General features: G+C 60.1%; 16 protein-coding genes and 1 pseudogene. 9 read left to right on the top strand and 8 right to left on the bottom strand.

Annotated elements, in window-relative coordinates; translation table 11 throughout:
- Window positions 1-286: 286 nt before the first annotated feature.
- The 6 genes from AD659_RS21175 (at window position 287) to AD659_RS21150 (ending at window position 6,181) form a co-directional block, all read left to right on the top strand.
- Window positions 287-1,525 carry a hypothetical protein gene (locus AD659_RS21175; RefSeq protein ID WP_053124772.1) on the top strand — a complete coding sequence of 413 codons (1,239 nt, stop codon included), beginning with the start codon at window positions 287-289 and terminating at the stop codon, window positions 1,523-1,525.
- Between the two features lie 61 nt (window positions 1,526-1,586).
- Complete coding sequence (locus AD659_RS21170) at window positions 1,587-2,819, top strand: hypothetical protein (protein WP_053124893.1); 1,233 nt, start codon at window positions 1,587-1,589, stop codon at window positions 2,817-2,819.
- Window positions 2,820-2,865: 46 nt separating this feature from the next.
- Entirely contained in the window at window positions 2,866-4,119 is a 1,254-nt protein-coding gene (locus tag AD659_RS21165) for a hypothetical protein (RefSeq protein WP_053124770.1), read from the top strand.
- Window positions 4,120-4,181: 62 nt separating this feature from the next.
- Window positions 4,182-4,925: a pilus assembly protein gene (locus AD659_RS21160; RefSeq protein WP_053124768.1), complete on the top strand. Its 744-nt coding sequence runs from the start codon at window positions 4,182-4,184 to the stop codon at window positions 4,923-4,925.
- 44 nt (window positions 4,926-4,969) lie between these two features.
- The gene (locus AD659_RS21155) at window positions 4,970-5,449 is read left to right on the top strand and encodes a CS1 type fimbrial major subunit (protein WP_053124891.1); all 480 of its coding nucleotides are present in this window, start codon (window positions 4,970-4,972) and stop codon (window positions 5,447-5,449) included.
- A 222-nt stretch (window positions 5,450-5,671) separates the two neighbouring features.
- Window positions 5,672-6,181 carry a CS1 type fimbrial major subunit gene (locus AD659_RS21150; RefSeq protein ID WP_053124766.1) on the top strand — a complete coding sequence of 170 codons (510 nt, stop codon included), beginning with the start codon at window positions 5,672-5,674 and terminating at the stop codon, window positions 6,179-6,181.
- 145 nt (window positions 6,182-6,326) lie between these two features.
- Here AD659_RS21150 and AD659_RS21145 read toward each other — a convergent pair whose 3' ends face one another.
- A complete protein-coding gene (locus tag AD659_RS21145; protein WP_053124764.1) occupies window positions 6,327-9,434 on the bottom strand; it encodes a transglycosylase domain-containing protein in 3,108 nt (1,035 codons plus the stop codon).
- A 778-nt stretch (window positions 9,435-10,212) separates the two neighbouring features.
- Between AD659_RS21145 and AD659_RS21140 the strand changes: the two genes are divergently transcribed.
- The 3 genes from AD659_RS21140 to AD659_RS21130 all read left to right on the top strand — a co-directional run bounded on the left by AD659_RS21140 (window position 10,213) and on the right by AD659_RS21130 (window position 14,460).
- Entirely contained in the window at window positions 10,213-10,674 is a 462-nt protein-coding gene (locus tag AD659_RS21140) for an REP-associated tyrosine transposase (protein WP_053124762.1), read from the top strand.
- A gap of 479 nt (window positions 10,675-11,153) precedes the next feature.
- The gene (locus AD659_RS21135; protein WP_053124760.1) at window positions 11,154-12,575 is read left to right on the top strand and encodes an amino acid permease; all 1,422 of its coding nucleotides are present in this window, start codon (window positions 11,154-11,156) and stop codon (window positions 12,573-12,575) included.
- Window positions 12,576-12,822: 247 nt separating this feature from the next.
- Complete coding sequence (locus AD659_RS21130; RefSeq protein ID WP_053124758.1) at window positions 12,823-14,460, top strand: glycosyltransferase family 39 protein; 1,638 nt, start codon at window positions 12,823-12,825, stop codon at window positions 14,458-14,460.
- On the opposite strand, the gene AD659_RS21125 is transcribed toward AD659_RS21130, so the two are convergent.
- The 7 genes and pseudogenes from AD659_RS21125 to AD659_RS21100 all read right to left on the bottom strand — a co-directional run bounded on the left by AD659_RS21125 (window position 14,381) and on the right by AD659_RS21100 (window position 24,728).
- Window positions 14,381-16,000 carry an FMN-binding glutamate synthase family protein gene (locus AD659_RS21125; RefSeq protein WP_053124756.1) on the bottom strand — a complete coding sequence of 540 codons (1,620 nt, stop codon included), beginning with the start codon at window positions 15,998-16,000 and terminating at the stop codon, window positions 14,381-14,383. The genes AD659_RS21130 and AD659_RS21125 overlap by 80 nt on opposite strands.
- Window positions 16,001-16,361: 361 nt before the next feature.
- A complete protein-coding gene (locus AD659_RS30585; RefSeq protein WP_408003323.1) occupies window positions 16,362-16,796 on the bottom strand; it encodes a sensor histidine kinase in 435 nt (144 codons plus the stop codon).
- Between the two features lie 291 nt (window positions 16,797-17,087).
- Window positions 17,088-17,174, bottom strand: a pseudogene (locus tag AD659_RS30580) (hypothetical protein); the annotation flags it as partial.
- A 590-nt stretch (window positions 17,175-17,764) separates the two neighbouring features.
- A complete protein-coding gene (locus AD659_RS21115) occupies window positions 17,765-19,567 on the bottom strand; it encodes a DAHL domain-containing protein (RefSeq protein ID WP_053124752.1) in 1,803 nt (600 codons plus the stop codon).
- Entirely contained in the window at window positions 19,564-20,523 is a 960-nt protein-coding gene (locus AD659_RS21110; protein WP_053124750.1) for a cytochrome-c peroxidase, read from the bottom strand. The genes AD659_RS21115 and AD659_RS21110 overlap by 4 nt, the downstream gene beginning before the upstream one ends.
- 42 nt (window positions 20,524-20,565) lie before the next feature.
- The gene (locus AD659_RS21105) at window positions 20,566-22,440 is read right to left on the bottom strand and encodes a putative bifunctional diguanylate cyclase/phosphodiesterase (RefSeq protein ID WP_053124747.1); all 1,875 of its coding nucleotides are present in this window, start codon (window positions 22,438-22,440) and stop codon (window positions 20,566-20,568) included.
- A complete protein-coding gene (locus tag AD659_RS21100; protein ID WP_053124745.1) occupies window positions 22,437-24,728 on the bottom strand; it encodes a GGDEF/EAL domain-containing response regulator in 2,292 nt (763 codons plus the stop codon). The genes AD659_RS21105 and AD659_RS21100 overlap by 4 nt, the downstream gene beginning before the upstream one ends.
- Between the last annotated feature and the right edge of the window lie 66 nt (window positions 24,729-24,794).

The raw sequence follows: 24,794 nt of genomic DNA, 5'->3' as shown, positions 1-24,794 counted from the left end.
CAGGGCTGCAGGAGCCAAGCTCCACCCCTATTGGCTGATGCTGCTCACTCAAGAGAAACGATGAACCCATGGCTAGGAAGAAACCCAATGGCAAGGATGAACCTGTGGCGAGGGAGCTTGCTCCCGCTGGGCTGCGCAGCAGCCTCTCCAGGCCAGCCATCGCATCGTAGGGGACGCTGTCGCGTCCAGCGGGAGCAAGCTCCCTCGCCACGGTTTCTTCTGAGTTCCTTGAGCAGCGTTACACCCTTATTTGCAGTGATTTGTCTTGATGTATGAGGTTGTATAAATGAAACCCTTATCGGTTGCAGTGCGCAGCGTGGTCTCGGTGTTGCTGTTTGCGTGTGTGCCTGTGACCAATGCTGCGAGCCAGGATATCACTGCGGTGTTCAGGCCAGACCCGTCAAAACCCAACGAGAATACCTTTACCAACACCACTCCACAGAGTGGTTACTGCTCGACGCATCCAACGCACTGCGGGACGATGTTCAGCATTCGGCTGCCTTTATCCTTCAATTCGACCAGTCCTATCCAGCCCTATCATGACGATCCTCGGAGCGGTGCGATGTTTAAATTGCCCGCCGATTGGCGAACGGTATGGGTCACTCATGCCAGTACGGGCGAGACGGAAAGCGTTGAAATTCGTTGGTCCGGTATCGGTTCGCAATATCGACTCTCTGATAGCGCTGTCAACTTAGTCGGTGGGGGAATGAGTGATGTAGTGGCTCATTCATTGTTATGGCGCACTAGCTGGTCTTTTGCCCCTCGGCCTTGTACGAGCACGGGTTATGGGGATCTCACGGCTAGCACCTACAATTTTTTTTGGAGAACTCCGGAAGAAAATTCATGCGCCAAGATGGCCTATTATCTTGTTCCTGGAATGAGTTATTCCTATCTGGATTTTGGCTACGAGCTGCGCACACCTAATCCCCTGAAAATGTCGTCTGGACGATACACGGGTTCGTTAACGTATAGCGTCGGACCGGGACAGGACATTGATATGGGCGATGTCATGCTTCCCAACGATTCGGCCCTGACCCTCGACTTCGAGCTCACTGTCGAACACACCCTCAAGGTCGAAATCCCCCCCGGTGGCAACCGCGTCGAACTGGTGCCCCCGGAAGGCTGGCAAGCCTGGCTCAACAGCGGCCGAAAACCCACTCGACTGTTCCGCGACCAGCGCTTCCATATCTCCGCCTCTTCGCGTTTCAAGATGGCGCTCGAATGCCAACACGTCAGCGGCAACACCTGCGCGATCACCGAAACCGGCACCGGTCATGCCGTGCCGGTGGACGTCAGCGTGACCTTGCCCGACGGCCTGACGGACGCCTCCGGGCAACCGGTCAACCGCCGCCGGCTGGTGCGCGATGGCAGTGGCACCGAGTTGTTCCAGCCGGGTTTGTACGTCGACCGGCGCTCGGGAATGCTGCATTTCGAGGTCGGCCAGGGCAGCGTCGAACAGATGCTCGACAGCGGCGCCACCACCTACTCCGGCGATGTGACGGTGATCTGGGATTCAGAAGTTTAAAAAGGAATGGCTTGGCCGGTCCGAGCCAAATGTGAGGGAAGGGTAGATGAAGCAGTTACCAATGGCAGTGCAAGGCATGGTATCGGTGATGGTGTTGGCCTGTGTATCGACGGCTCATGCCGTAAACAAGGATGTCAGCGCACTATTCAGGCCCGATCCCTCGAAGCCCAATGAAAACACTTTCCTCAATACCACCCCGGTTTCGGGTTATTGCGCGCTGTATCCGGCGGTCTGCGACAGGGAAAAAATGTTCAGTCTCCAGGTGCCCATTGTCTTCGAGTCGACCGGGCCCATTCAGGCCAACCATGGGGATTCGCGGCAAGGGGCGATGTTCGATGTACCGGCCACTTGGCGTCTGGCGCAGGTGACCCACACCGATACGGGCGAAACCGAGATCGTTCAAGTCCGCATATCCGGCATCGGTTCGCGCTACCAACTGCCTGTCAGCGTCATCGAGCTGGTCGGTGGCGGCGTGGATCTCACCACCGCCCATAGGCGGTTATGGAGCGGCTCCAGTTTCAGGTACGCGCCTTCACCCTGTCAGTCCACCAATTTTGGGACGATGAACCACCTGATCTATAACTTTTTCTGGAAGACCCCCGTCGAAGGCGTGTGCGCGAAGAGGGCCAGCTACTTGATCCCCAGCATGTCCTACCGCCACCTGGATTTCGCCTACGAACTGCGCACACCCAACCCCTTGAAGATGTCGTCCGGTCAATACCGGGGCTCGGTGAGCTATGGCGTTGGGCCGGGGCAGGACTTCGACATGGGCGACGTCATGCTCCCCAATGATTCGGTGATCACCCTCAATTTCAAACTCGACGTCGAGCACACCCTCAAGGTCGAAGTGCCCCCTGGCGGTAACCGCGTCGAACTGGTGCCCCCGGAAGGCTGGCAAGCCTGGCTCAACAGCGGACGCAAGCCGACGCGCCTGTTTCGCGACCAGCGCTTTCATATCTCGGCCTCGTCACGTTTCAAGATGGGCCTTGAGTGCCAACACATCAGCGGCAACACCTGCGCGATCGCCGAAACCGGCACCGGTCACGCCGTGCCGGTGGACGTCAGCGTGACCCTGCCCGAGGGCTTGACGGACGGCGCCGGGCAACCGGTCAACCGTCGGCGTTTATTGCGCGATGGCAGTGGCACCGAGTTGCTCCAGCCGGGGTTTTATGTGGATCGCAGGCTTGGGGCGCTGCACTTCGAGGTGGGCCAGGGCAGCGTCGAGCAGATGCTGGACACCGGCGCCAAGGCCTACAGCGGCAATGTCACGGTGATCTGGGATTCGGAAGTTTAGACAGGCATGGCTTGGCCTATTCAAGCCGATTTGTTGTGAGAGCGAGATGAAACGTTTACCGATAATAGTGCGCACCCTGGTTTCGGTGCTGTCGTTGGTCTGTTTGCCCGAGGCCAGTGCCTTGACACGGGACATCACCGCAGTCTTCAGACCTGATGCGTCGAAGCCCAACGAGAATACGTTTGCCAATACCACGCCGGTGAGTGGTTATTGCGCAGAGCATCCGGCTGAATGCCGAACGACAAGAATGTTCAGCGTTCGGTTGCCCATTACAACTCAATCGATCAGCCCTATCCAGGCAGGCCATGGAGACTCTCGGCAAGGGGCTATGTTCAAAGTGCCTGCCACTTGGCGTACGGCACAGGTGACCCATGCCGGTACGGGCGAAACTGAAGTCGTGGAGGTGCGGTGGTCCGGTATAGGTTCGCGATACCAGCTTCCCGTCAGCGTCATCGACTTGGTCGGTGGCGGCGTGGATGCCCGAACTGCTCATCAAAACTTATGGGGCGGCTATCAAAAAAGTTGGGTGTATGCGCCTGCGCCCTGCCTATACAGCGGGGTTGGATACTACACCAATACTACCTACCAATTTTTCTGGAAGACCCCGGTAGAAGGTGTGTGTGCCAAAAGGGCCAGCTATGTGGTTCCCAGTATGGCTTACTCCTATCTGGACTTTGCCTACGAACTGCGGACGCCTAACCCTTTGAAAATGTCCTCCGGCCAATACATGGGGACACTGACCTATACCCTTGGCCCTGGACTGGATCTCGACCTGGGAGACGTCATGATTCCCAGTGACTCGGCAGTCACCCTCAATTTCAAGCTCGACGTCGAGCACACCCTCAAAGTCGAAATCCCCCCCGGCGGCAACCGCGTCGAACTGGTGCCCCAGGAAGGCTGGCAGGCCTGGTTGAACAGCGGTCGCAAACCGACGCGGCTGTTCCGCGACCAGCGCTTTCATATCTCCGCCTCATCCCGTTTCAAAATGGGCCTTGAGTGCGAACACATCAGCGGCAACACCTGCGCAATCACCGAGACCGCCACCGGCCATGCCGTGCCAGTGGATGTCAGCGTGACCCTGCCCGACGGCTTGACGGACGCCGGCGGGCAACCGGTCACTCGCCGTCGGCTGCTGCGCGATGGCAGTGGCACCGAGCTGTTCCAGCCAGGTTTATACGTCGATCGACGCTTGGGAATGCTGCATTTCGAGGTAGGCCAGAGCAGCGTCGAGCAGATGCTGGACAGCGGCGCCAAAGCCTACAGCGGCAACGTTACGGTGATCTGGGATTCGGAAGTCTGAGTGGCCGGCTGGCCGCAAAAAATTCAATGAGTTGTGTTGACTGCATGAGGGTTGGAAAAGCGATGAAACATCTATTGGCATGGGTTGGGATCTATCTGTTTTGCGGCGTGGCCCAGGCTGGGCCGCAGATTGGGGTGGGGGTGGTCTACGACTACCTCGACGGCGACAAAAGCACCTACATGAAACGGGTGTTCAACGGCGGGACGTCCACGGCGTTCGTCAAGGTCAACATCCTGGAAATCATCTACAACGAGGACGGCACCTACCAGGAAGTGCCGCTGCAGAACCAGGCCAGCGCCCAGGCCAAGGACGGGTTGATGGCCAGCCCGGCGCGGCTGATCGTGCCGGCCAACGGGGTGCAGGGCACGCGGTTGCTGTTCATGGGTAACCGCGACAAGGAACGTTACTTCCGGGTGCGTTTCGTGCCGGTGGTGCCGGAAGCCGAAGACGAGTTCGCCATCAGCGCCGAAGAGCGCGAGGAATATAAGAAGGAGCGCGTGGCCGCCGGGGTCAAGGTGCTGGCGGGTTACGGCACGGTGTTTTTCGTGCGGCCCAAGAACACCCGTTACGAGACCGTGATCGACGACAGTGCCAGCCGCTACCAGTTGCGCAATAACGGCAACACGGTGGTGGTGATCGATGAGTTCAAGGACTGCGTGGCGCTGAAAGAGAACGACTGCAAGCCCACCACCAAACACCACGTCAAGAGCGGCCAGAGCTTCTCGTTCGACAAGGAAGCGGGGCGGCAATACCGCTTCACGCTGGTGGAAGGCAACCAGAAGAAAAATGTCGAGATCAAAGGTTGATGGCCGCCGTCGCCGAGCCGTCGTTGACGCCAGAGGTAAGCAAAATGTTCAAGACACTACGCCCCCTCGCATTGACCGCCCTGACATTGCCTTGGGTTTCGGCCTGGGGGGCGGTGGAGCGGGAAACGTTCGAAGTCTACGTGACCATCCCGACGGCCGACTTCTACGTGTTGCCGCTGGACCCGCAATTGGTCCAGCGCGAGCAGCGCTTGCCCTTCAGCACGATCACCAGCGAACTCAGCCCACTGCGGGCGACCTATGAGGTGAAGAACAGCAACGGCGCCATCGGCGCACGCCTGGGGGAAGAGGCGTACTTGTCCAATGGCCGTGAGCGCATTGACTTGCGCGTGACGTTCAACAACGTCGTATTGACCCTTGATTCGGCCCAAGTGGTCTCGGCCACCGAAGCCCGGCCCGGGCGCCAGGTACCGCTGGTCATCGCCGCCATCAAGCCCGATGACGAGTACAAGCCTGGCGATTACTACGGCACGGTGCACATGGTGTTCGACGCGACTGCGCCGTAGAGCGAATCAGCGCAAGTGCATGGAATGGTGAGGCTCATGGAATGGAGCATCTGCATAGAACCCTGTGGCGAGGGAGCTTGCTCCCGCTCGGCTGCGCAGCAGTCGCAACGATGGCATGGCTGGAGGTTTTTTCAGCGGGTTGAAAAGCGAGGGCGGCTGCGCCACCCAGCGGGAGCAAGCTCCCTCGCCACGGGTTTTATTTATTATAAAAAGGAGTCAAACATGTTTAAAAAGATGGTGTTCGTGACTGTCCTGGGTGTCGCTGCCTTGAGTTCTCCGTGGGTGCTGGCGGGCGATGATGCACGCTCGTCCATTCATATCACCGCGAACATTCCGAACAAGCAGTTTCATGTGCAGCCGCGGGATCCGGAGTTTGGTAAGGACGAATACATGTACTACAACCCCCTGACCTACAAATTTACCTCTTTGCGTCACACCTTCGATGTGAAGAACACCGAGGGTTCGGTTCACGCCTACATTGAGGGCGGCGCGAGCACGGGGGCTGTCCATCTGACCAACGGGATAGATATTGTGAGCTTGAGGGTTTTATTCAACGGTGTGCCTCTGGACAATCTGCCCCAGGAAGTCGTGGATGATGCCACGTCCACACCCGGTACCCAGGCGGACATGCGCGTCGTTGTGGCGAACTCGCCTACCCGCCCACTCTCTCCCGGGATGTATAACGCCGACTTCACAGTGATCTTCGACGCGGTGCCGCGAATCAACCTCTGATTGTGGCGAGGGGGTTTAGCGAAACATCGCATCGCCAAGCGGGCGTGAGCCCTGTAGGAGCTGCCGAAGGCTGCGATCTTTTGATCTTTCGCTTGGGACTCAAGTGCCTGCGCAAAGATCGCAGCCTCGTTGCACTCGTCAGCTCCTACTGCTCCGCCACCAACGGCTTGCACTGGGTATGCGTCCCCGGCTGCAAGTACGGCGAGAGAAACGGTGCCATGCCCTTGAGCACCTGCACCGGCAAGGCCGAGGTGAACTTGAAGTTCTGCGCCGACGCGCCTGGCACGAAGGCGGTGAGGGTGCCGAAATGGCTGTCGCCGATGTAGAACACGAAGGTGGCGGTGCGGTTGATCGATTTGGAACTGATCACCCGCCCACCGGAGCCGACCGCTTCGATGCGGTTATCGCCGGTGCCGGTCTTGCCGCCCATGGCCAGCGGCGTCCCGTCAGCCAGCTTGAAACTGCCGGCCACGCGTTTCGCGGTGCCGGCATCCACCACTTGGGATAACGCACCGCGCAAGGCCTGGGCCACTTCTACCGGCATCACGCGTTTGCCGTTGTCCGGGTCGTTGACCAGGCGGGTTTCATAGGGCGTATTGACGGCAAAGTCCAGGCTGTCGACGCGCAAGGCCGGTTGCCGGATGCCATCGTTGAGGATGGTACCCACCAGTTCCGCCAACGCGGCGGGGCGGTCGCCGGAGCTGCCGATGGCGGTGGCCAGCGACGGTACCAGGTGGTCGAACGGATAGCCGACCTGCTGCCAGCGCTGGTGAATATCCAGGAAGGCTTCGATCTCCAGCATGGTGCGGATGCGACTGTCGCGGGCGCTCTTGTGCCGGCTCTTGAACAGCCAGCTGTAGACCTCCTGGCGCTCGAACTGGCTGGCCTTGACGATCTGGCTGAACTTGGCGTCGGGGTTGTTCAGCAGGTAACCCATCAACCACAAGTCCAGCGGGTGGACCTTGGCGATGAAACCCTGGTCCGGCAGGTCATAGGCGCCGGGGCCATAGCTTTGGTAGAGCCGTTCCAGGCGTTCGTCGGTGAGCTTTTCGACGCTCTTGGCCGACTTCAAATGCGCGCGGACGAAGCGGTTGAAGTTCTCCTGGCTGTCGTTGGGAAAGAAATAACGGTGCACGGCGGCCAGGCGGATCGCGGTAGGGCGCATGCCGTCGAGAAAGGTTTCGAGGCGCTGGCCGGTGTCCTTTTTCTGGTACTTCTTCCAGAACCTGAGCAGGAACGACGTGCCTTCGCGGTCGGCGAACTGGGCCAGGTATTCCTGGCGGCGCGGATCCTTGTCGTCCTTGAGCAGTTCGGAACTGTTGTTGGGCCCGGCGTAGGTGGCGTAGCGCACCAGGTCGCGCATCAGGCGAATGAACGGCAGGTTGATGGATTCGCGCAGGGAGTCGCGCAGCGTGGGCAGGCGGCCGTCGTCTTCCTTGCGGAAGTTGTGGAATGTGTGCAGCCCGCCACCGGTAAAGAACGCCTCGCCGGGGCTGGCTGAATATTTGCGGTCCAGCGCGGCTTCGAGCATCTTCGGCAGGCTGCGGTCGGTGTTTTCAATCAAGTAGTCCACCGCCCAGCGGGACAGGCGATCCTGCTCGGCGACCTCGGTTTTCTTCAACGCCGCCGGGGTCTGCTGGGCATAACGCTCGTGCAGTTCGGCGATGATCTGCAGGTAAGTGGTGAGCACGCGCAACTTGGCGGTGGAGCCCAGTTCCAGTTTGCTGCCTTCGTTGATGTCGAAGGGCTGGTCGGTGCTGTCGGTCTGCACCCGCACGCGCGAGCCATCGGGGGTCAGTTCCAGCAGGGTGAAGCTGTAGCGTACCTGGGCGGTGCTGGTGGGGGTCAGCAGGCGTTCGCCCATCAGGCCGATCTCGGTCGCGAAGGCCGGGTCGGCCAGGCGCTTGAGGTAGTCGGTGGCCTGGGCCTGCAAGTCGCTTTGCAAGGTGCTGGTGGCGGAGAGGTCGAGGCGATCGAGGTCGTACAGCGGGCGATTGAGCAGCGCGGCAAGGCGACTGCGGGCGGCGCTGATGCCTTTGTTGGTTTCGATGGGCTGGACGGTCGGGTCCTGAACCCAGTCGCGATAACTGACCTTGCTCGCCAGGGCCGCCTCGGACAACGCCGCGTCGATCACGCCGTTCTGGGCCAGCAGACGGATGTGGCTGTCGGTCAGGCGCGCCAGTTCATCGTGGCCCTTGGACAGGTAATGGGATGGCCGGCGCTGGGCGATCATCAATGACAGCATTTCCCGCAGGGCCAGGCCTTTTTCCGCCAGGCTCTTGGGGTCGGTGGCGGTGCTGGACAAGCGTTCATTGGCGCGCTTGAAATCGGCGCCGTACCAGACCCGCAAGCCTTCGGCCATGCCGTGGACTTCACCGTGCCCCGGCACGGCGGAGAGTGGCACGCTGTTGAGGTAGTCGCGGATGATCCGTTGCCGCGCCTCGAGGGTCTGCGGGCCGGCCTGGTAAGCACGGACGCTGGCGGAAATCATCTGGCGGATCTTCTCCGCACCGGACACGGTCAGGCCTTCAGGCGAGTGACGGTACTTCTCCAGTTGTGTCGCCAAGGTGCTGCCCCCGGCGGACTGCCCCGGCAGGCTCAGCAGCTTGGCGACTTGCGACCAGGCCGCCATGCCGAAGCGCGGCCAGTCCACGGCCGGGTTGGCCAAGGGTTGCTTGGGGTCGAGCAGAAAACGGTTCTCGATGAACAACAGGCTTTGCACCACCACGGGCGGGATAGCGTCGAAGTTCGCATACAACTGCTGCGGGTACTTGAACTGATAGACCGGCGCGGCGCGGCAATCGGTGATGGTCAGCCCGGCCTGGATCTTTTCCGCATAGGGCACGAACAGGCCTTTTTCGACGTAGCCCATCAACGCTGGCGAAAACCGCGCCTGGGCCTGGACCACGTAGTCACGCTTGAGCAGGCGTGGCAGGAACTCCCCCAGCGCGCTGTAGCCCAGGCGCCGATCGAACGGGCCTGCGCCTGGGTAGACGATGGCATCGCTGGGCCCCGGCTGCACCGAATAACTCAGGGACGCGGCGTATTTGCTGAGCTCCCGGGCCTGAAACCGCGATGTGCGCATTTCCTTGGCCGCCGCCAGGCCGACCACCACGACGATAATCAGCAACAACAACCAGAATGCCCGCCAGCCATGCCGTGCGCGGCGTTTTTTTTGAGGTAAAGGCGCTTCTTCCATACGTTCAGTCGGGACCACAGGTTCATTCGAATCGGTTTGCCACAAAGCGCCCATAGTCGACTGATCCATTAAGCAGATTGATCGGACTTGCTTGAAGCTTAGACGGTGGTTGGCGTGGGGGGAGGGGAAATTGTCGGCAAGCCCATACACGAGCATTTGTGAGATGCCACTGGCCAACGAGCTTTTGTGGCGAGGGAGCTTGCTCCCGCTCGGCTGCGCAGCAGACGCCACGGTGGTATGCCTGAAGCGTTTTCCGGGGTTGAAAAGCGGGGCGGCTGCGCCACCCAGCGGGAGCAAGCTCCCTCGCCACGGTAGGTGTGTTTTCCGGAGAGGTGATTACCAGCCTTGCGCGAAGAATGCACAGTGCTTGGGTCGTCTTGGCCTGAGGCGCTTTTGTGGCGAGGGAGCTTGCTCCCGCTCGGCTGCGCAGCAGACGCAACGGAGACATGGCTGAAGCGTTTTCCGGGATTGAAAAGCGGGGCGGCTGCGCCACCCAGCGGGAGCAAGCTCCCTCGCCACGGTAGGTGTGTTTTCCGGAGAGGTGATTACCAGCCTTGCGCGAAGAATGCACAGTGCTTGGGTCGTCTTGGCCTGAGGCGCTTTTGTGGCGAGGGAGCTTGCTCCCGCTCGGCTGCGCAGCAGACGCAACGGTGGTATGCCTGAAGCGTTTTCCGGGGTTGAAAAGCGGGGGCGGCTTCGCCACCCAGCGGGAGCAAGCTCCCTCGCCACTGGTACTACGCCGTTTTCGGAAAAGTCGCTCAACCATCATCGCGTCGGATCGTCGCGGGTGAGGCTACCGTAAGTAGACACCTCAACCACAGGAAGCCAAGGAATGCGTCCTTCACGCCCAAACTCTCATCGCTTACGTCGCGGACGCTCTTCGGAACCGGGGCGAGGTTATCTCGTCACTACGGTCGTTCACCGACGTACACCGATCTTCAAGGATTGGCGACTGGGCCGCTTACTGATTGCAGAAATGCGCCTGGCTCATGAGCGAGGTCAGGTCAATTCGCTGGCTTGGGTTGTGATGCCGGACCATCTGCATTGGCTGGTGCAGCTAGAGCAAGCTCAGCTCACACAAGTGATGCAGACGGTCAAATCCCGCAGCACCCTAACAATCAATCGAGCAATGAACAGAAAGGGCGCCTTCTGGCAAAGCGGCTTCCATGACCGCGCGATCCGCGACAATGACGACCTTCGGCCTTCCGCTCGCTACATCATTGCCAATCCGCTTCGGGCTGGGCTAGTAGATAGGATTGGCGATTACCCACTGTGGGACACGGTGTGGCTTTAGCCGCTTTTTGTGGCGAGGGAGCTTGCTCCCGCTGGGGGGCGAAGCCGCCCTCGCTTTTCAGCTATTAAAAGCGGGCGGCTGCTGCGCAGCCGAGCGGGAGCAAGCTCCCTCGCCACAGGGGGGAACCAGAGGGTTGGGGGGCTGAAAGCCTTGCACTAGGGCCCTCGCGCCATGCCAAAACATGACGCTGCACCATCACTGTGCAATACTCGGCGGCGTTTTCCGAATGACCTGGATCTCAGACAGCACCTCTCCAAAACCTGATTCCTGCGGAGAGTAATCCCTGAATTTTACAGGTTTTACAGTGAAACTCTCTATCCCTGGCTTTTTATACTGCACGACCCGCTGATCCTGAGGTTGTCGTTCCACAGGACGGTCTGTCCACAAGGCAGGCCCGGTTTCGGCAAGGCGGCAGGCTTACCGGCCTGTGGTCTTGGACACTCGGTGGCTAATCCAATAACAAGACGAGGTTTATCCCTATGCCTGTCGGCAATCATCTGCCCCATGGCGAGACCGCCCAGGGTGGTCCGCTCAAACGTGAACTCGGCGAGCGGCATATCCGCCTGATGGCCCTTGGCGCCTGCATCGGTGTCGGGCTGTTCCTCGGCTCGGCCAAGGCCATTGAAATGGCCGGCCCGGCGATCATGCTCTCCTACATCATTGGCGGCCTGGCGATCCTGGTGATCATGCGCGCCCTCGGTGAAATGGCCGTGCACAACCCGGTGGCCGGTTCGTTCAGCCGTTATGCCCAGGATTACCTCGGCCCATTGGCCGGCTTCCTGACCGGCTGGAACTACTGGTTCCTGTGGCTGGTGACCTGCGTCGCGGAAATCACCGCCGTTGCCGTGTACATGGGCATCTGGTTCCCCGACGTGCCCCGTTGGATCTGGGCTCTGGCCGCGCTGGTCAGCATGGGCTCGATCAACCTGATCGCGGTCAAGGCCTTCGGCGAATTCGAATTCTGGTTCGCCCTGATCAAGATCGTCACCATCATCGCCATGGTCATTGGCGGCGTCGGCATCATTGCCTTCGGCTTCGGTAACGACGGCGTGGCCCTGGGCATCTCCAACCTCTGGGCCCACGGCGGCTTCATGCCCAACGGCGTGTCCGGCGTGTTGATGTCCCTGCAAATGGTCATGTTCGCCTACCTGGGCGTCGAGATGATCGGCCTGACCGCCGGTGAAGCGAAGAACCCGCAGAAAACCATCCCCAACGCCATCGGCTCGGTGTTCTGGCGGATCCTGCTGTTCTACGTCGGCGCGCTGTTCGTGATCCTGTCGATCTACCCGTGGAACGAGATTGGCACCCAGGGCAGCCCCTTCGTGATGACCTTCGAGCGCCTGGGCATCAAGACCGCCGCCGGCATCATCAATTTCGTGGTGATCACCGCCGCGCTGTCGTCCTGCAACGGCGGGATCTTCAGCACCGGGCGGATGCTCTACAGCCTGGCGCAGAACGGCCAGGCCCCTGCCGGTTTCGCCAAGACTTCCAGCAATGGCGTACCGCGCCGCGCACTGTTGCTGTCCATCGCCGCATTGCTGCTGGGCGTGCTGCTCAATTACCTGGTGCCGGAGAAAGTCTTTGTCTGGGTGACGTCCATTGCCACGTTCGGCGCGATCTGGACCTGGGTGATGATCCTGCTGGCCCAGCTCAAATTCCGCAAAGGCCTGAGCGCTTCAGAACGTGCGGCCCTCAAGTACCGCATGTGGCTGTACCCGGTCAGCTCGTACCTGGCGCTGGCATTCCTGGTGCTAGTGGTGGGGCTGATGGCGTACTTCCCGGATACGCGCGTGGCGTTGTATGTCGGCCCGGCGTTCCTGGTGTTGCTGACGGTGTTGTTCTACACCTTCAAGTTGCAGCCGACCGGTGATGTAGCGGGCTCGGTGCGTTCGGCTTCGTAGGTTTATTGCGATGTATGAGAAAGCCCCGGTCAGATGATCGGGGCTTTCTATTGGGGTCCGAAAACCCGTCCAGTTTTCCGTGAGCTTTGTGCCTGCTGCGCAGTCAAACGGGGATAAATATTCCCCTCGCCACGCAACACGGAACAACAGGATAGGTACCTGTTAGTTCTTACAGTAGACCCTGTGTTGATGCAGAACGTAGATTGAACGGCGTCAGGCAAAGGGCCGGTTGGGTCGGGAGCGCCCCGTGAAAACGTTATCGAACGATTTTCTCAGCAACTCACTGATTGGCCTGGACCGCTCAGCACTGGCTGCTGTGACGGTTCTTGCGCTGGCCGTGCGATTTCATGAGATCACGCTGCCTGCCATCTGGTATGACGAAGCCTTTAGCGTGCTGCTTGCCAGGCACGAGCCATGGCAGATCTGGTCTATTACGGCACGAGATGTTCACCCACCGCTTTATTACCTCGTGCTGCACTACTGGATGATGATGTTCGACGACGGGGCCATGGAGGTAAGGTCGCTCAGTGTGATAGCCGACGTGGGTACGGTCTTGCTGAGCATTAAGTTGATGAGTTTGGTTGCCACGCGAAGAGCAACCTGGATGGCCGCATTATTATTGGCGTTGCTGCCGATCTCGATCCGTTACAGCCAGGAAGCGCGCATGTACTCACTGCTTGGATTCTGGCTGATGGGCGCAACCGTGGCATTGGTGTGCTGGGTTAAAGAACCGGAAAAAAAACGCTTCCAGATCATTTATGTGCTGCTAATGACAGCAGCGTTTTATACGCACTATTTCGCAGCACTGTATGTGCTTGTTCATTGGTGTTACTGGTGGTCGGGCCGTGCCGGGGCGGATACCGCGTTACCGATGCTGCCTTGGCTTCTAGCTAACGCTGTAATCGTTGTGTTGTATGTGCCTTGGTTGCCTCATTTTATTGATCATCTTTCGGCGGGGGGCGTATGGCTCTCGCCTGTCACGGGGGAGGCGGTGTTAAGTCTTGTTTGGCAGTTTACCGCTATGAACGCATGGGGAACGCAATCCTTGTTGTTGCGTGCGGTGCCATTAATGATAGTTGTTGCATGCGCGGTCATTTTGATTTGGAAAGAAAACCGCCTGCATCGTATCAGCGGTCTAGTGGTCGGTTGCTTTTTTATTCCAACAGTCTTCCTGGCTATGGCAACGTTGGTTGTTCCTGTGTTTGCGCCTCGGTATCTGACATTTGCAGCGGTCGGGATACCTTTGATTGTCGCGGTTGCTCTGGATATATCGATTCGGCGAACTGCCATACTCGTCTTGATCGTGATGATTGCGGTAGCAGTAGAGGTTCAAGGATTGCAGTCGGTATATCGACTGACTGATGGCCTGGATGGAACCGAGTTGCGCAAGAGTTATAGACTTGACGTGCTGGCGGCTACAGTCAAAAAAGAGGCGAGACCAAACGACGAAATAGTCTTTGAGTCTTTAATTTGGTACCTGCCGTTCATCTATTACAACGAAACGGGAGTTTGGCCGAAATTTTATATCGACACATCCCTCGGCATCTTCTTTAACGTTGCCGATCGTGGCGGATACGCCTTGCTTCCCGAAGGCAATCGATTGAACTACTTCACTAATTTGCATGTACTTGAATGCAGCACAGGCAACGTCTGGTGGATAGGACCCAAGACTGCAACAGTTTTCAGGACGCTACTGGAAAATGATTGGAAGCAAACCCTTACCTTTGTCGAGGGCGAAATGGTTGCTTCTTTGTACACCCTTAAAACCTCATCCCTCCCAGAGGAAGGGGGTCATAAAGCTTCAATTACGCAGCCACCACCTCCCGCGGCTCAAAACTGTCCGCCCGCGCCATTTGCCACATCCGCGAATAGAACTGGCCGTTGACCTCGCCAGTCAGCAGTTCCCCCGGCTTCAAGAAGACGTGTAGTTGGGAGAACAACTTCACCTCGGTCGCCGACATACGCCGCACCAGGTGCTTAGGCTGCAATTGCGAAGGATGGTCGAGGCCGGCGGCGGCGAGCATTTCGGCCAGGGCCTTGAGGGTGTTGCGGTGGAAGTTGTAGACCCGTTGGGCTTTGTCCGGGACCACCAGGGCGCGCTGGCGCAGGGTGTCCTGGGTGGCGACGCCGGTGGGGCATTTGTTGGTGTGGCAGCTTTGCGACTGGATGCAGCCGATGGCGAACATGAAGCCGCGCGCGGCGTTGGCCCAGTCGGCGCCGATGGCCAGGACGCTGGCGATGTCGAAGGCGCTGACGATCTTGCCACTGGCGCCCAGCTTGATCTTGTCCCGCAGGTTCAGGCCCACCAGGGTGTTGTGCACGAACAGCAGGCCCTCGCGCAATGGCACGCCGATGTGGTCGGTGAACTCCACCGGCGCCGCGCCTGTGCCGCCTTCCTTGCCGTCCACCACGATGAAGTCGGGCAGGATCCCGGTTTCCAGCATGGCCTTGGCGATGCCCATGAATTCCCACGGGTGACCCAGGCAGAACTTGAAGCCCACCGGTTTGCCGCCGGACAGCTCACGCAGTTGCTGGACGAACTGCATCAGTTCGATGGGTGTGGAAAACGCGCTGTGGCATGACGGCGACACACAATCCTCGCCCATGAGGATGCCGCGGGTCTCGGCGATTTCCCGGGTGACCTTGTGCTTGGGCAGGATGCCGCCATGACCGGGCTTGGCGCCCTGGCTCATCTTGATTTCGATCATCCGCACTTGCGGGTTCTGTGCCTGGACGGCGAAGCGCTCGGGGTCGAAGCGCCCGTCGCGGGTGCGACAGCCAAAATAGCCGCTGCCCAATTCCCAGGTAAGGTCGCCGCCGTGTTCGCGGTGGTAGGGGCTGATGCTGCCTTCACCGGTGTCATGGGCGAAGTTGCCCAGCTTGGCTCCCTGGTTCAATGCCCGGATGGCGTTGGCGCTCAGGGAGCCAAAGCTCATGGCCGAGATGTTGAACACCGAGGCTGAATACGGTTGCGTGCACTGTGGGCCGCCGACCGTCACCCGAAAACCGCTGGGGTCGCTCAGCGGGGCCGGACGCATGGAGTGGCCAATGAATTCGAAGCCGGTCTGGTACACGTCGATCAAGGTGCCGAACGGTTTGTCGGCGCTTTCGTTCTTGGCCCGGGAATACACCAATGAGCGTTGGGCTCGGGAGAAGGGCAGGGCATCGCTGTCGGATTCCAGCAGGTACTGGCGGATCTCCGGGCGGATGCCTTCGACCAGGTAGCGGATATTGCCCAGGATCGGATAGTTGCGCCGAACGGCGTGGCGGCTTTGCAGCAGGTCGAACAACCCCAGCAGGCTCAACAGACCGGTCACCAGCGCAATCGGCCAGAGCCAGTCGTGTTGCAGGAAGGGCAGGCTGGCGAGGGTGAAGATGACACAGCCAGCAAAGAAGGCGTAACGGCTCAGCAACGACAGGCTCATACGGTTTCCTTGGGGTTGAGCGATTGGCGAGACATTAGCTTGGAATGCACCCTGTGGCGAGGGCCCAAGCTCCCACAACTGAACTTGCGGCACAGTGCGGGCCATTGTGGCGAGGGAGCTTGCTCCCGCTGGGCTGCGAAGCGGCCCCAATCGGATCATTGCAATCGTTCAGGCAGACCGCACCAGCCGGTTTTACGACGGCTGCGCCGCCGAGCGGGAGCAAGCTCCCTCGCCACAGGGGCGGTGTGTTGGCTGGTGTAATCAGTTTATGAAGGCCAGAAAAACCTGTGGGAGCGGCGGTGAAACGCGGGGCCATTGTGGCGAGGGAGCTTGCTCCCACAGTTTGATCCGCCGGGATGGCTCAGCCCGCTTGCTTCATCTGCCGCACCGGCAACTCCACGCGGAAGGTGGTGCCGACGCCGACTTCGCTGCGTACGGTGATCTCGCCGTTGTGTTTTTTCACGATGCCGTAGGACAACGATAGCCCGAGCCCGGTGCCTTGGCCGATGGGTTTGGTGGTGAAGAACGGGTCGAAGATCTTTTGCAAGGTTTCAGGAGGAATGCCCGAACCGTTGTCGGCCACTTCGATCCAGACGGTTTCGTCACTGACACCGTTGCGCAGGGTGATGGTGCCGCGTTCGGGGCCGATGGCTTGGGCGGCGTTGACGATCAGGTTCATGATCACCTGGTTGATCTGCGACGGCAGGCATTCCACCTCCGGCAACGGCGTGTACTCCTTGACCACGTCGGCCTTGTACTTGATCTCATTGGCGACGATGTTCAAGGTCGAATCCATGCCTTGCTGCAAATTGGCCATCTGCCATTCCTGGCTGGAATCGACGCGGGAGAAGTCCTTCAGGTCCTTGACGATCTGCCCGACCCGGCCGATGCCATCCTTGGACTCCTTGATCAACAGGGGAATGTCTTCGACCAGGAAATCCAGTTCCACCTGTTCGCGCAGCTTCCTCAGGTTCACCACCAGCTCCGGCGAGGCGATGGCCTCTTCGGCGCTGCCGTAGGCGCTGAGCATTTCCTGGAGTTTGCCGAAGTAGCCGTCCAGTGCCCCCAGGTTGGAGGAAATGAAGCCGATCGGGTTGTTGATTTCGTGGGCCACCCCGGCCGCCAACTGGCCCAGCGAGGCGAGTTTTTCCGATTGCACCAGCTGGGTTTCCAGCATCTTGCGTTCGTCGATCTCCATTTGCAGCAGCTCGCTGGCCTGTCTGAACGCCTGGGTGCGTTGCTCCACCAGGTCTTCGAGCTTGTTCATTTTCAATTGCGCACGGGAAGTCATTTCCCATTTGGTGGTCAGGGTGTTGGCCATCTGTTGGACTTCGATGTTGTCGAACGGCTTCTTCAGGATCAGCAAGCGGTCGTGGCCGTTCAGGCGGTCGAGCAGTTCATCCCAGGAGTAATCCGAATAGGCGGTGCACACCACCACTTGCAACTGCGGGTCGCGCTTCCAGAGTTCCTCGATGGTCTTGGCGCCGTCCCAGCCTTCTGGCATGCGCATGTCGACAAAGGCCAGGGCATAGGGCCGTTCCTTGGCCGCTGCCGCCAGCAATTTGTTCAGGCCTTCCTGCCCGCCATAGGCCGAGTCGAGTTCGAACACGGTGGCGGCAGGTTTCGGCGCCTCGCCAAACAGCGCGCTTTCCATGTCCTGCAAGTCCGTGTTGCGCTCATCCTCGGGGGTGAGGATCTTGCGGAAATCTTCATGAATGGCGGGTGTATCGTCGATCAACAGGATGCGGCGGTTACTCAGGCTGTTCATGGTTCACCTTCTGCAAGTTTCAAGGGCACCTGCAATTCGAAGGTCGCCCCTTTGCCTGGCCCCTCACTGTGGGCGGTGAGGTGGCCGTTCATTTCAATGGCCGCCAATGCACAACTGTGCAGGCCAAAGCCGTGGCCTTCCTTACGTGTGGTAAAACCGTGGGCGAAGATACGCGTCATGTTTTCCTCCGGAATACCTTCGCCTTCGTCCTTGACGCTGATTTGCAGGGTCTGGCCATCGATGACGGCGGCCTTGAGGGTCATGTTGCGCGCATGGTTGGACACCCCGGCCATGGCGTATTTGGCGTTGCTGATCAGGTTGATCAGGATCAACAGCAAGCGGTGCTTGTCGCCCATGATCCGCGGCACCTCGCCGTAATCCTTGATCACCGTAACATGATGGCGGGTCAGGGCGCCGGAGTTCATGCGCAGGGCGTCTTCGAGCAGTTCGCTGACCACCAGAGGTTCCAGCAGGCTGTTGGCCCCGGCATAGGATTGCTGTGTAGAGACGATGTCCTTGATGTGATCCACGCTCTTGCTCAACTGGGCCAGTTCATCGGTCAGGCTCTGCTGCTCCGAGGCGATGGCCTCGACCAATTGGTTGAGGTAACCGGGCAGCAGCTTGCCTTTCGCATCCTCAGTGAGGAAGTGTCCGAGGTCGTCGGTGTGTTCGTTGATCAGTTGCATCGCCTTGCCCAGTCCCAGCGCCTTGCTGCTGCGCAGTTTGCGGCTGACCAGGTCGGCGGAGATGTTCACGCTGTTGAGCACGTTGCCGACGTTGTGCAGCACGTTGGTGGCGATTTCCGCCATGCCGGCCTGGCGGGCGGTGTCCATCAATTCGCTCTGGGTGTCCTTGAGTTGGCGAGTACGCTCTTCGACCCTTTGTTCCAGTTCGTCGTTGGCGGTTTGCAGGGCGTTGTTGACCCGCTTGATCTCGGCGAAGCTGCGGATCAGCCGGAACGCCAGCCAGATCAGTATCAATACCAGGAATGTGGCGAACACCAGCAGGTAAACGTGGTTGCGCTCGTATTTGGCGGCGGCTTTTTCCTGGTCTTTCTCTAGCAGGACAGTGATGGTGTCCAGGCGATCGGCCAAGGGGACCGCTTCGATGCCCATTAATAATTCATTGACCCTTGGCTGTTCGCGCAGGATCACGCCGATGTGTCTGCGCAGGACTTCGATGGAATTGAGCAGCCCCTCAGGCAGGCGCTCCTTGTTGACATCCAGCTGGTTCAAACCCAGCAGTACCTCGGCTGCTATCTCTGGGGAGCTGAGCTGGGCGAACTCCATGCTGCTGAGCAACAGGTCGTAGGTGTCGATGGCAACGTTCTGCAACTCCAACCTGTACGTGTCGGGCAGTCGGGCGAACTGGCCCTGGATGTCGTCCTCGCCGGTGGGCAGGAAGGCCAGGGAGTTGCGCAACACAGCGTTATGGGATTTGAACTGTTCTACCAGACGGGTTTTTTCCTTGACCGCCTTGAGATACTCGTCGCGCTGGGCCTCCCAGAGCGACGGCCCGTGGCGCCCCGGTTCCGATTCGATGGCGTCCAGACGCTGCCACAGGCGTGCCATCTCATGCAGGGGCGAGACCAGCGGGTCGTAGTTGTGGGTCAGGGCGATCCGCGACTTGAGGACTTCGTTGTCCCAGATGGCGTCCTGTTGCTTGAGCAGGCGGATCAGGTCCCGGGACTCAATGTACGAGGCGGCCTGCTGGGCACCCGAATTGACGTACATGAACAGCAGGATGCCCGCCAGCAGAACGCCGATGAAGGCCAGGCCGAGGCGACGGAAGAGGGTCATAGGGGCTTGCCCTCCCATTCACCGGTCAGGGTCTTGAGGAATTCGACGATCAGTGTCGTGTCGTTCTTGAGGGGCTCACGACCCAGTTGGTACCTGAACATGACCTCCACTGCGCGTTCCAGGGTTGGCGCCGATCCGTCGTGGAAATACGGGGCGGTGACGGCCACGTTGCGCAGGCTGGGTACTTTGAACACCTGGCGATCGTTTTCATCGCCGGTGATGTTGAAGCGTCCTTCGTCGGCCCGGGTCGGGTTGCCCCGGTCACCGATGTAGTCACCCATGACGCCGAATTTCTGAAACATGTTACCGCCCATGTTCACGCCCTGGTGGCAAGCGATGCAGCCGTATTCCTTGAAGCGCTGGTAACCGAACTTCTCCCGAGGCGTGAGGATGTCGGTATCGCCCAGCAGGTATCGGTCGAAACGCGAGTTGGGTGTCTGCAAGGTGCGCTCGTAGTCGGCCAGGGCGCTTTGGATATTGGGCTTGGTCACGCCATCGGGATAGGCGTCCTTGAAGTCCTTGGCGTAGCCGGGGTCGTCGGCGATGCGCTTGACCACCGTTTCCCAGGTGCTGCCCATTTCGACGGGACTGGTCACCACGACATGCACTTGTTCTTCCAGCGTATCGACGCGGCCATCCCAGAACTGGTGGAAATTGAGGCCGGCATTGAACACGGTGGGCGTATTGACTTCCACGGGCTTGCCGTCGAAGCCCAGGGAAAATTGTTTGTCGTCGGCACCGCCCTTGTCCAGGCGATGGCAACTGGCACAGGACAGGGTGTTGTTGACCGACAGCCGCGGGTCATTGAACAGTCGCAGTCCCAGCTGGACGCGCTTGGGGTCCAGGGTTGGAATCGGGGGCAGGGGCTTGAGGGGTTCGTCCAGGGGGTCGGCGTGAGCGGTCAGGCTCATTCCCACGAGCAGGCCGAGCGCCAGAGTCAGTCCATATAACGCCATGGGATGTTTTCCTTGAAACTTTGGTTGAGGACACTCCGGTGTTCACGAAAACGGGTTCTGGCGTTTTTCCCATTCGATCATCCAGTCGGCGAAGGCCTGCGGTTCGACGGCCTTGCTGAAGTAATAACCTTGGACCTCCTCGCATTGGTGCCTCTTGAGAAACTCAAGCTGCTCAAGGGTTTCCACACCTTCGGCAATGATGTGCAGGTTCAGGCTCTTGCCCAGGCTGATAATGGTGCTCACCAGCTTGGCGTCGTTGCTGTCGATGCTCAGGTCACCGACGAACGACTGGTCGATCTTCAGCACATCCACCGGAAATTTCTGCAAGTAGCTCAGGCTCGAATAGCCGGTGCCGAAATCGTCGATGGCCAGGCGTATCCCCTGTTGCTTGATGGCCTTGAGGATGGCGACCGTGGTATCGACGTTCTGCATCAGTACGCTTTCGGTGATCTCCAGTTCTAACTGTGTCGGATCCAGGCCGGTTTCCTTGAGGGTGCGGGTGATGCCTTCGACGAAGCCACGCTGGCGAAAGTCGATGGCCGAGACGTTTACCGACAGGTACAGCGGGCGCATGCCCTGGGCTTGCCAGCGACAGGCCTGCTGGCAGGCTTCCTGGAGCACCCATTGGCTCAGCGGGACGATCAGGCCGCTGTCCTCGGCCACCGGAATGAAATCCGACGGGTAGACCATGCCGTGTCCCGGTCTGTCCCAGCGCACCAGCGCCTCGACGCCGACCACCTTGCCGCTCTTGAGGTCGAGCTTGGGTTGGTAATGCAGCACGAATTCCTTGCGTTGCAGGCCCAGGCGCAGGCCCGATTCGATGGTCTGCTGCTGCCGTGCCCGGCGATTCATGTCTTCGGTGAAGAACCGGTAGTCGTTGGGGCCGGTCTCCTTGACGTTGCGCATCGCCGTCTCGGCTTTCTTGATCAGCGCCACGGCATCGAAGCCGTCGGTGGGGTACACGCTAATGCCCAGGCTCGCGGTGACGCTCAGGTCATGGCCGTCGATCGGTTGCGGGGAACTGATGGCTGCCAGCAGTTTGTCAGCCACGCCTTTGGTCTGCTGCGGGTCGACGACATCCCCCAGCACCACCACGAATTCATCGGAACCGTAGCGAAACACCGAATCGGACTCGCGCACCACGGTGGCCAGCGTCCGCGCCACGCGCTTGAGCATCTCATCGCCCACCGGGTGGCCCAGGGCGTTGTTGATGCGCTTGAAGCGGTCCAGGCCGAGGAACATCACCGCCAGTTGCTTGTCATGCCGACGGCACTGGGCCATGGCCTGGGTCAGGCGGTCGCCGAGCAACATGCTGTTGGGCAGTTCGGTGAGGACGTCGTATTGCAGCAGGTGAGACACCTTGAGCAATTCCTGGACGCGCTCTTCGATCGTGCGTTCCAGGCTGCGCATTTTCCTCGCCGCATCCTGGGCCAGCTGCCATTTCCAGGTCATGGCGCTGGCCATCTGGCGGATTTCCAGGGTGTCGAAGGGTTTCTTGAGGATCAGCAACTGATCGTCGAACTCGATCCGTTCGGACATGGTTTCCCAAGAGTAATCCGAGAACGCCGTGCACAGGGCAATTTGCAGCCGCGGATCGGCCTCCCACAGTCGCTCGATGGTTTGCAGGCCATCCCAGCCCGGCGGCATGCGCATGTCGGCGAACACCAGTGCATAGGGCTGGCCTTCGGCCTGGGCGCGCTTGACCAGTTCCAGCGCCTCCTCGCCCTGGTAGGCCGAGTCGATCTGGAACTGCAACCGGCTGACCTGCGGGGTGCCGAACAGCAGGCTTTCGGTGTCGTCCAGCGAGTCATCGCTGCCGGCGCTGGGGCTGAGGATCTTGCGAAAGTCCTGGTGGATCGCCGGCGTATCGTCCACCACCAGGATTCGCCGGTTGGCAGGTACCGACATGGGATTCATGGATTGCTCTCCGATAGCTGGCTGGCTGGTCGGGTCCAGTGGTCTGTCGCGGGAATGATGGTGCCGGCCTTGAGCAGTTCGGCAGCCTGGCCGCTGTCGACCACGGTGCTGAAGTAATGCCCCTGGGCCTGCATCGCGCCGCCGCTGGACATCAGCGTGGTGCGTTGCTCCTGGGTCTCGACGCCCTCGGCAATGATCCCGATGCCCACGTCCCGGGCAAAGTTGATGATCGCCCGCAATGTCGTGGCGTTTTCGGGATCGGCGCTGGCGCTGTCGAGAAAGCGCTGGGCGAGCTTGAGGTGATTGACCTTGTAGGTCTTCAGATAATCGAACGACGAGTATTCGGTGCCGAAGTCATCGATGGCGATCTGCACGCCCAATTCGCAGAGGCGCGGAAGCACGTCGTTGTGGGTCCACTTGGTCTGGGCCAGGGTGGCTTCGGTGACGTCGAAGCGCAGATCCCAGGGCGCCAGTTCCCAGCGCGCGGTGGTGCGCAGGACGTCGTAGATCAGTTCCGGACCGGTCTTGAGTTGGGTCAGGGACAAGTCGATGGCGATCACCGGCGGCGCCATGCCCTGGTCGCGCCATTGGCGCATCTGCTGGCAGGCCTGGTCCAGCACCCAATGGCCCAGGCCAATGATGATCCCGGTCTTCTCGGCGGCCGGCATGAAGGCCGCCGGTTCCAGCCAGCCCCGTTCGGGGTGGTTCCAGCGCACCTGCACGCCCATGCCGAGGATCTTGCCGGTGCCGAGGTCGACTTCCGGCAGGTAGTGCAGGTGCAGTTCGTGGTTTTCGATGGCTTGGCGCAGGTCGTTGGCGAGGGCGACCCGGTCGGTGACTTCCTGGTTGATTTCCTCGTTATGGAAGTGATACTGGTTGCGACCCTTTTCCTTGGAGCGGTACAGGGCCATGTCGGATTGTGCCATCAGGCTGTCGGCACTCAGGCTCTGCGGGGTGTACAGGGCAATGCCGATGCTCACCGAGATGCGCACGTCATTGCCGTCCAGGGAATACGGCGCCACGAGCGCATCGCGGATCTTGCCCGCCAGCGCGGCGCAGTGGGTCGCTTCATGGACGTCCAGTTGCAGCAGGGCGAATTCGTCGCCGCCCAGGCGTGCCACCACGTCGTTTTCCCGGGTACAGGCCTTGATGCGGGTGGCGACTTCCTGCAACAGCAGGTCACCGATGGGATGGCCCAAGGTATCGTTGATGCGTTTGAAGTGGTCCAGGTCCAGGTAGAACATGGCAAACGGCGCCGCGCCCCGACGAGCGGCGGCGAAGGCCTGGTGAAGGCGCTCGATCATGGTGGCGCGGTTGGCCAGCCCGGTCAGGCCATCGGTGCGGGCCAGCAGGGCGATCTTATCTTCCGCCAGCTTGCGCTCGGTGATGTCGAGAATGATGCCTTCCACTTCCAGCAGCAGGCCCTGTTCGTTGCGCACCGGGATGTAGCGGTTCTCCACCCAGCGGAACGTGTCGTCACCGGTGCGCATGCGGAACTCGATGGAAGCCCCCGCGGTGTCGCGGTCGAGGACGCGGACCATGGCCTCCTGGACCTTGTCCTGGTCGTCGGAGTGGATCAGGGTCTGCGCCCAGTCCGGCGAATTGATCAGTTGCGCCGCGACATGGCCGAACTTGGTGATGTTGTGGGAGATGTACATCAACGCGAATGGCGGTTCGCCCCGCAGCCGGTAGAGGATGGTCGGGCTGTTTTGCACGATGATGTTGGCGTCGGCCAACTCGCGGGTGCGTTCCTCGACTGCCCGTTCGAGCATGTCCATTTTCAGCGCCGCGTCTTCGGTCATCTGCCATTTGACGGTCAAGGCGCTGGCCATCTGGCGGATCTCGATGGCGTCGAAGGGTTTTTTCAGGATGAGCAGGCGGTCGCCCAGTTCGAGGCGATCGGAGATATCTTCCCAGGAGTAATCCGAGTAAGCGGTGCACAAGGCCACTTGCAGCTTGGGGTCGGCCCGCCACAGCCGTTCGATGGTTTCCAGGCCGTCCCAGCCCGGTGGCATGCGCATGTCGATGAACGCCATGGCGTAGGGTTGCCCTTGGGCCAGTGCCGTTTCGACCTTGTTCAAGGCTTCCATGCCCTGGAACGCCGAATCGAGGACGAAACTCATGCCGGCCACCGCCACCGGCGCACCGAACAGGGCTTCTTCGGCGCTGCTCAGGTTGTCTTCGGCGTTCGACTGGGGGCTGAGGATCTTGTGAAAATCCTCATGGATGGTCTGGGTGTCGTCGACGATCAGGATCCGCCGGTTGGTTTTATCCAAAGGCAGGCTCATGGCCGTGCACCGTTTTGATGCGGACTATAGAACCTTGGAAACATCTGATATCCCTTTCGCTGGCAT

The organism is Pseudomonas thivervalensis, assembly GCF_001269655.1.
GTDB lineage: Bacteria > Pseudomonadota > Gammaproteobacteria > Pseudomonadales > Pseudomonadaceae > Aquipseudomonas > Aquipseudomonas thivervalensis.
Note: the sequence above shows the minus strand (reverse complement) of the source record. Positions and strands in the feature narration are given on the sequence as shown.

Excerpts from the sequence above, each read along its gene's own strand:
- AD659_RS21175 (WP_053124772.1), top strand. The coding sequence starts at position 287 with ATGAAACCCTTATCGGTTGCAGTGCGCAGCGTGGTCTCGGTGTTGCTG.
- AD659_RS21170 (WP_053124893.1), top strand. The coding sequence starts at position 1,587 with ATGGCAGTGCAAGGCATGGTATCGGTGATGGTGTTGGCCTGTGTATCG.
- AD659_RS21165 (WP_053124770.1), top strand. The coding sequence starts at position 2,866 with ATGAAACGTTTACCGATAATAGTGCGCACCCTGGTTTCGGTGCTGTCG.
- AD659_RS21160 (WP_053124768.1), top strand. The coding sequence starts at position 4,182 with ATGAAACATCTATTGGCATGGGTTGGGATCTATCTGTTTTGCGGCGTG.
- AD659_RS21155 (WP_053124891.1), top strand. The coding sequence starts at position 4,970 with ATGTTCAAGACACTACGCCCCCTCGCATTGACCGCCCTGACATTGCCT.
- AD659_RS21150 (WP_053124766.1), top strand. The coding sequence starts at position 5,672 with ATGTTTAAAAAGATGGTGTTCGTGACTGTCCTGGGTGTCGCTGCCTTG.
- AD659_RS21145 (WP_053124764.1), bottom strand. The coding sequence starts at position 9,434 with ATGGGCGCTTTGTGGCAAACCGATTCGAATGAACCTGTGGTCCCGACT.
- AD659_RS21140 (WP_053124762.1), top strand. The coding sequence starts at position 10,213 with ATGCGTCCTTCACGCCCAAACTCTCATCGCTTACGTCGCGGACGCTCT.
- AD659_RS21135 (WP_053124760.1), top strand. The coding sequence starts at position 11,154 with ATGCCTGTCGGCAATCATCTGCCCCATGGCGAGACCGCCCAGGGTGGT.
- AD659_RS21125 (WP_053124756.1), bottom strand. The coding sequence starts at position 16,000 with ATGAGCCTGTCGTTGCTGAGCCGTTACGCCTTCTTTGCTGGCTGTGTC.
- AD659_RS30585 (WP_408003323.1), bottom strand. The coding sequence starts at position 16,796 with ATGGATTCGACCTTGAACATCGTCGCCAATGAGATCAAGTACAAGGCC.
- AD659_RS21115 (WP_053124752.1), bottom strand. The coding sequence starts at position 19,567 with ATGACCCTCTTCCGTCGCCTCGGCCTGGCCTTCATCGGCGTTCTGCTG.
- AD659_RS21110 (WP_053124750.1), bottom strand. The coding sequence starts at position 20,523 with ATGGCGTTATATGGACTGACTCTGGCGCTCGGCCTGCTCGTGGGAATG.
- AD659_RS21105 (WP_053124747.1), bottom strand. The coding sequence starts at position 22,440 with ATGAATCCCATGTCGGTACCTGCCAACCGGCGAATCCTGGTGGTGGAC.
- AD659_RS21100 (WP_053124745.1), bottom strand. The coding sequence starts at position 24,728 with ATGAGCCTGCCTTTGGATAAAACCAACCGGCGGATCCTGATCGTCGAC.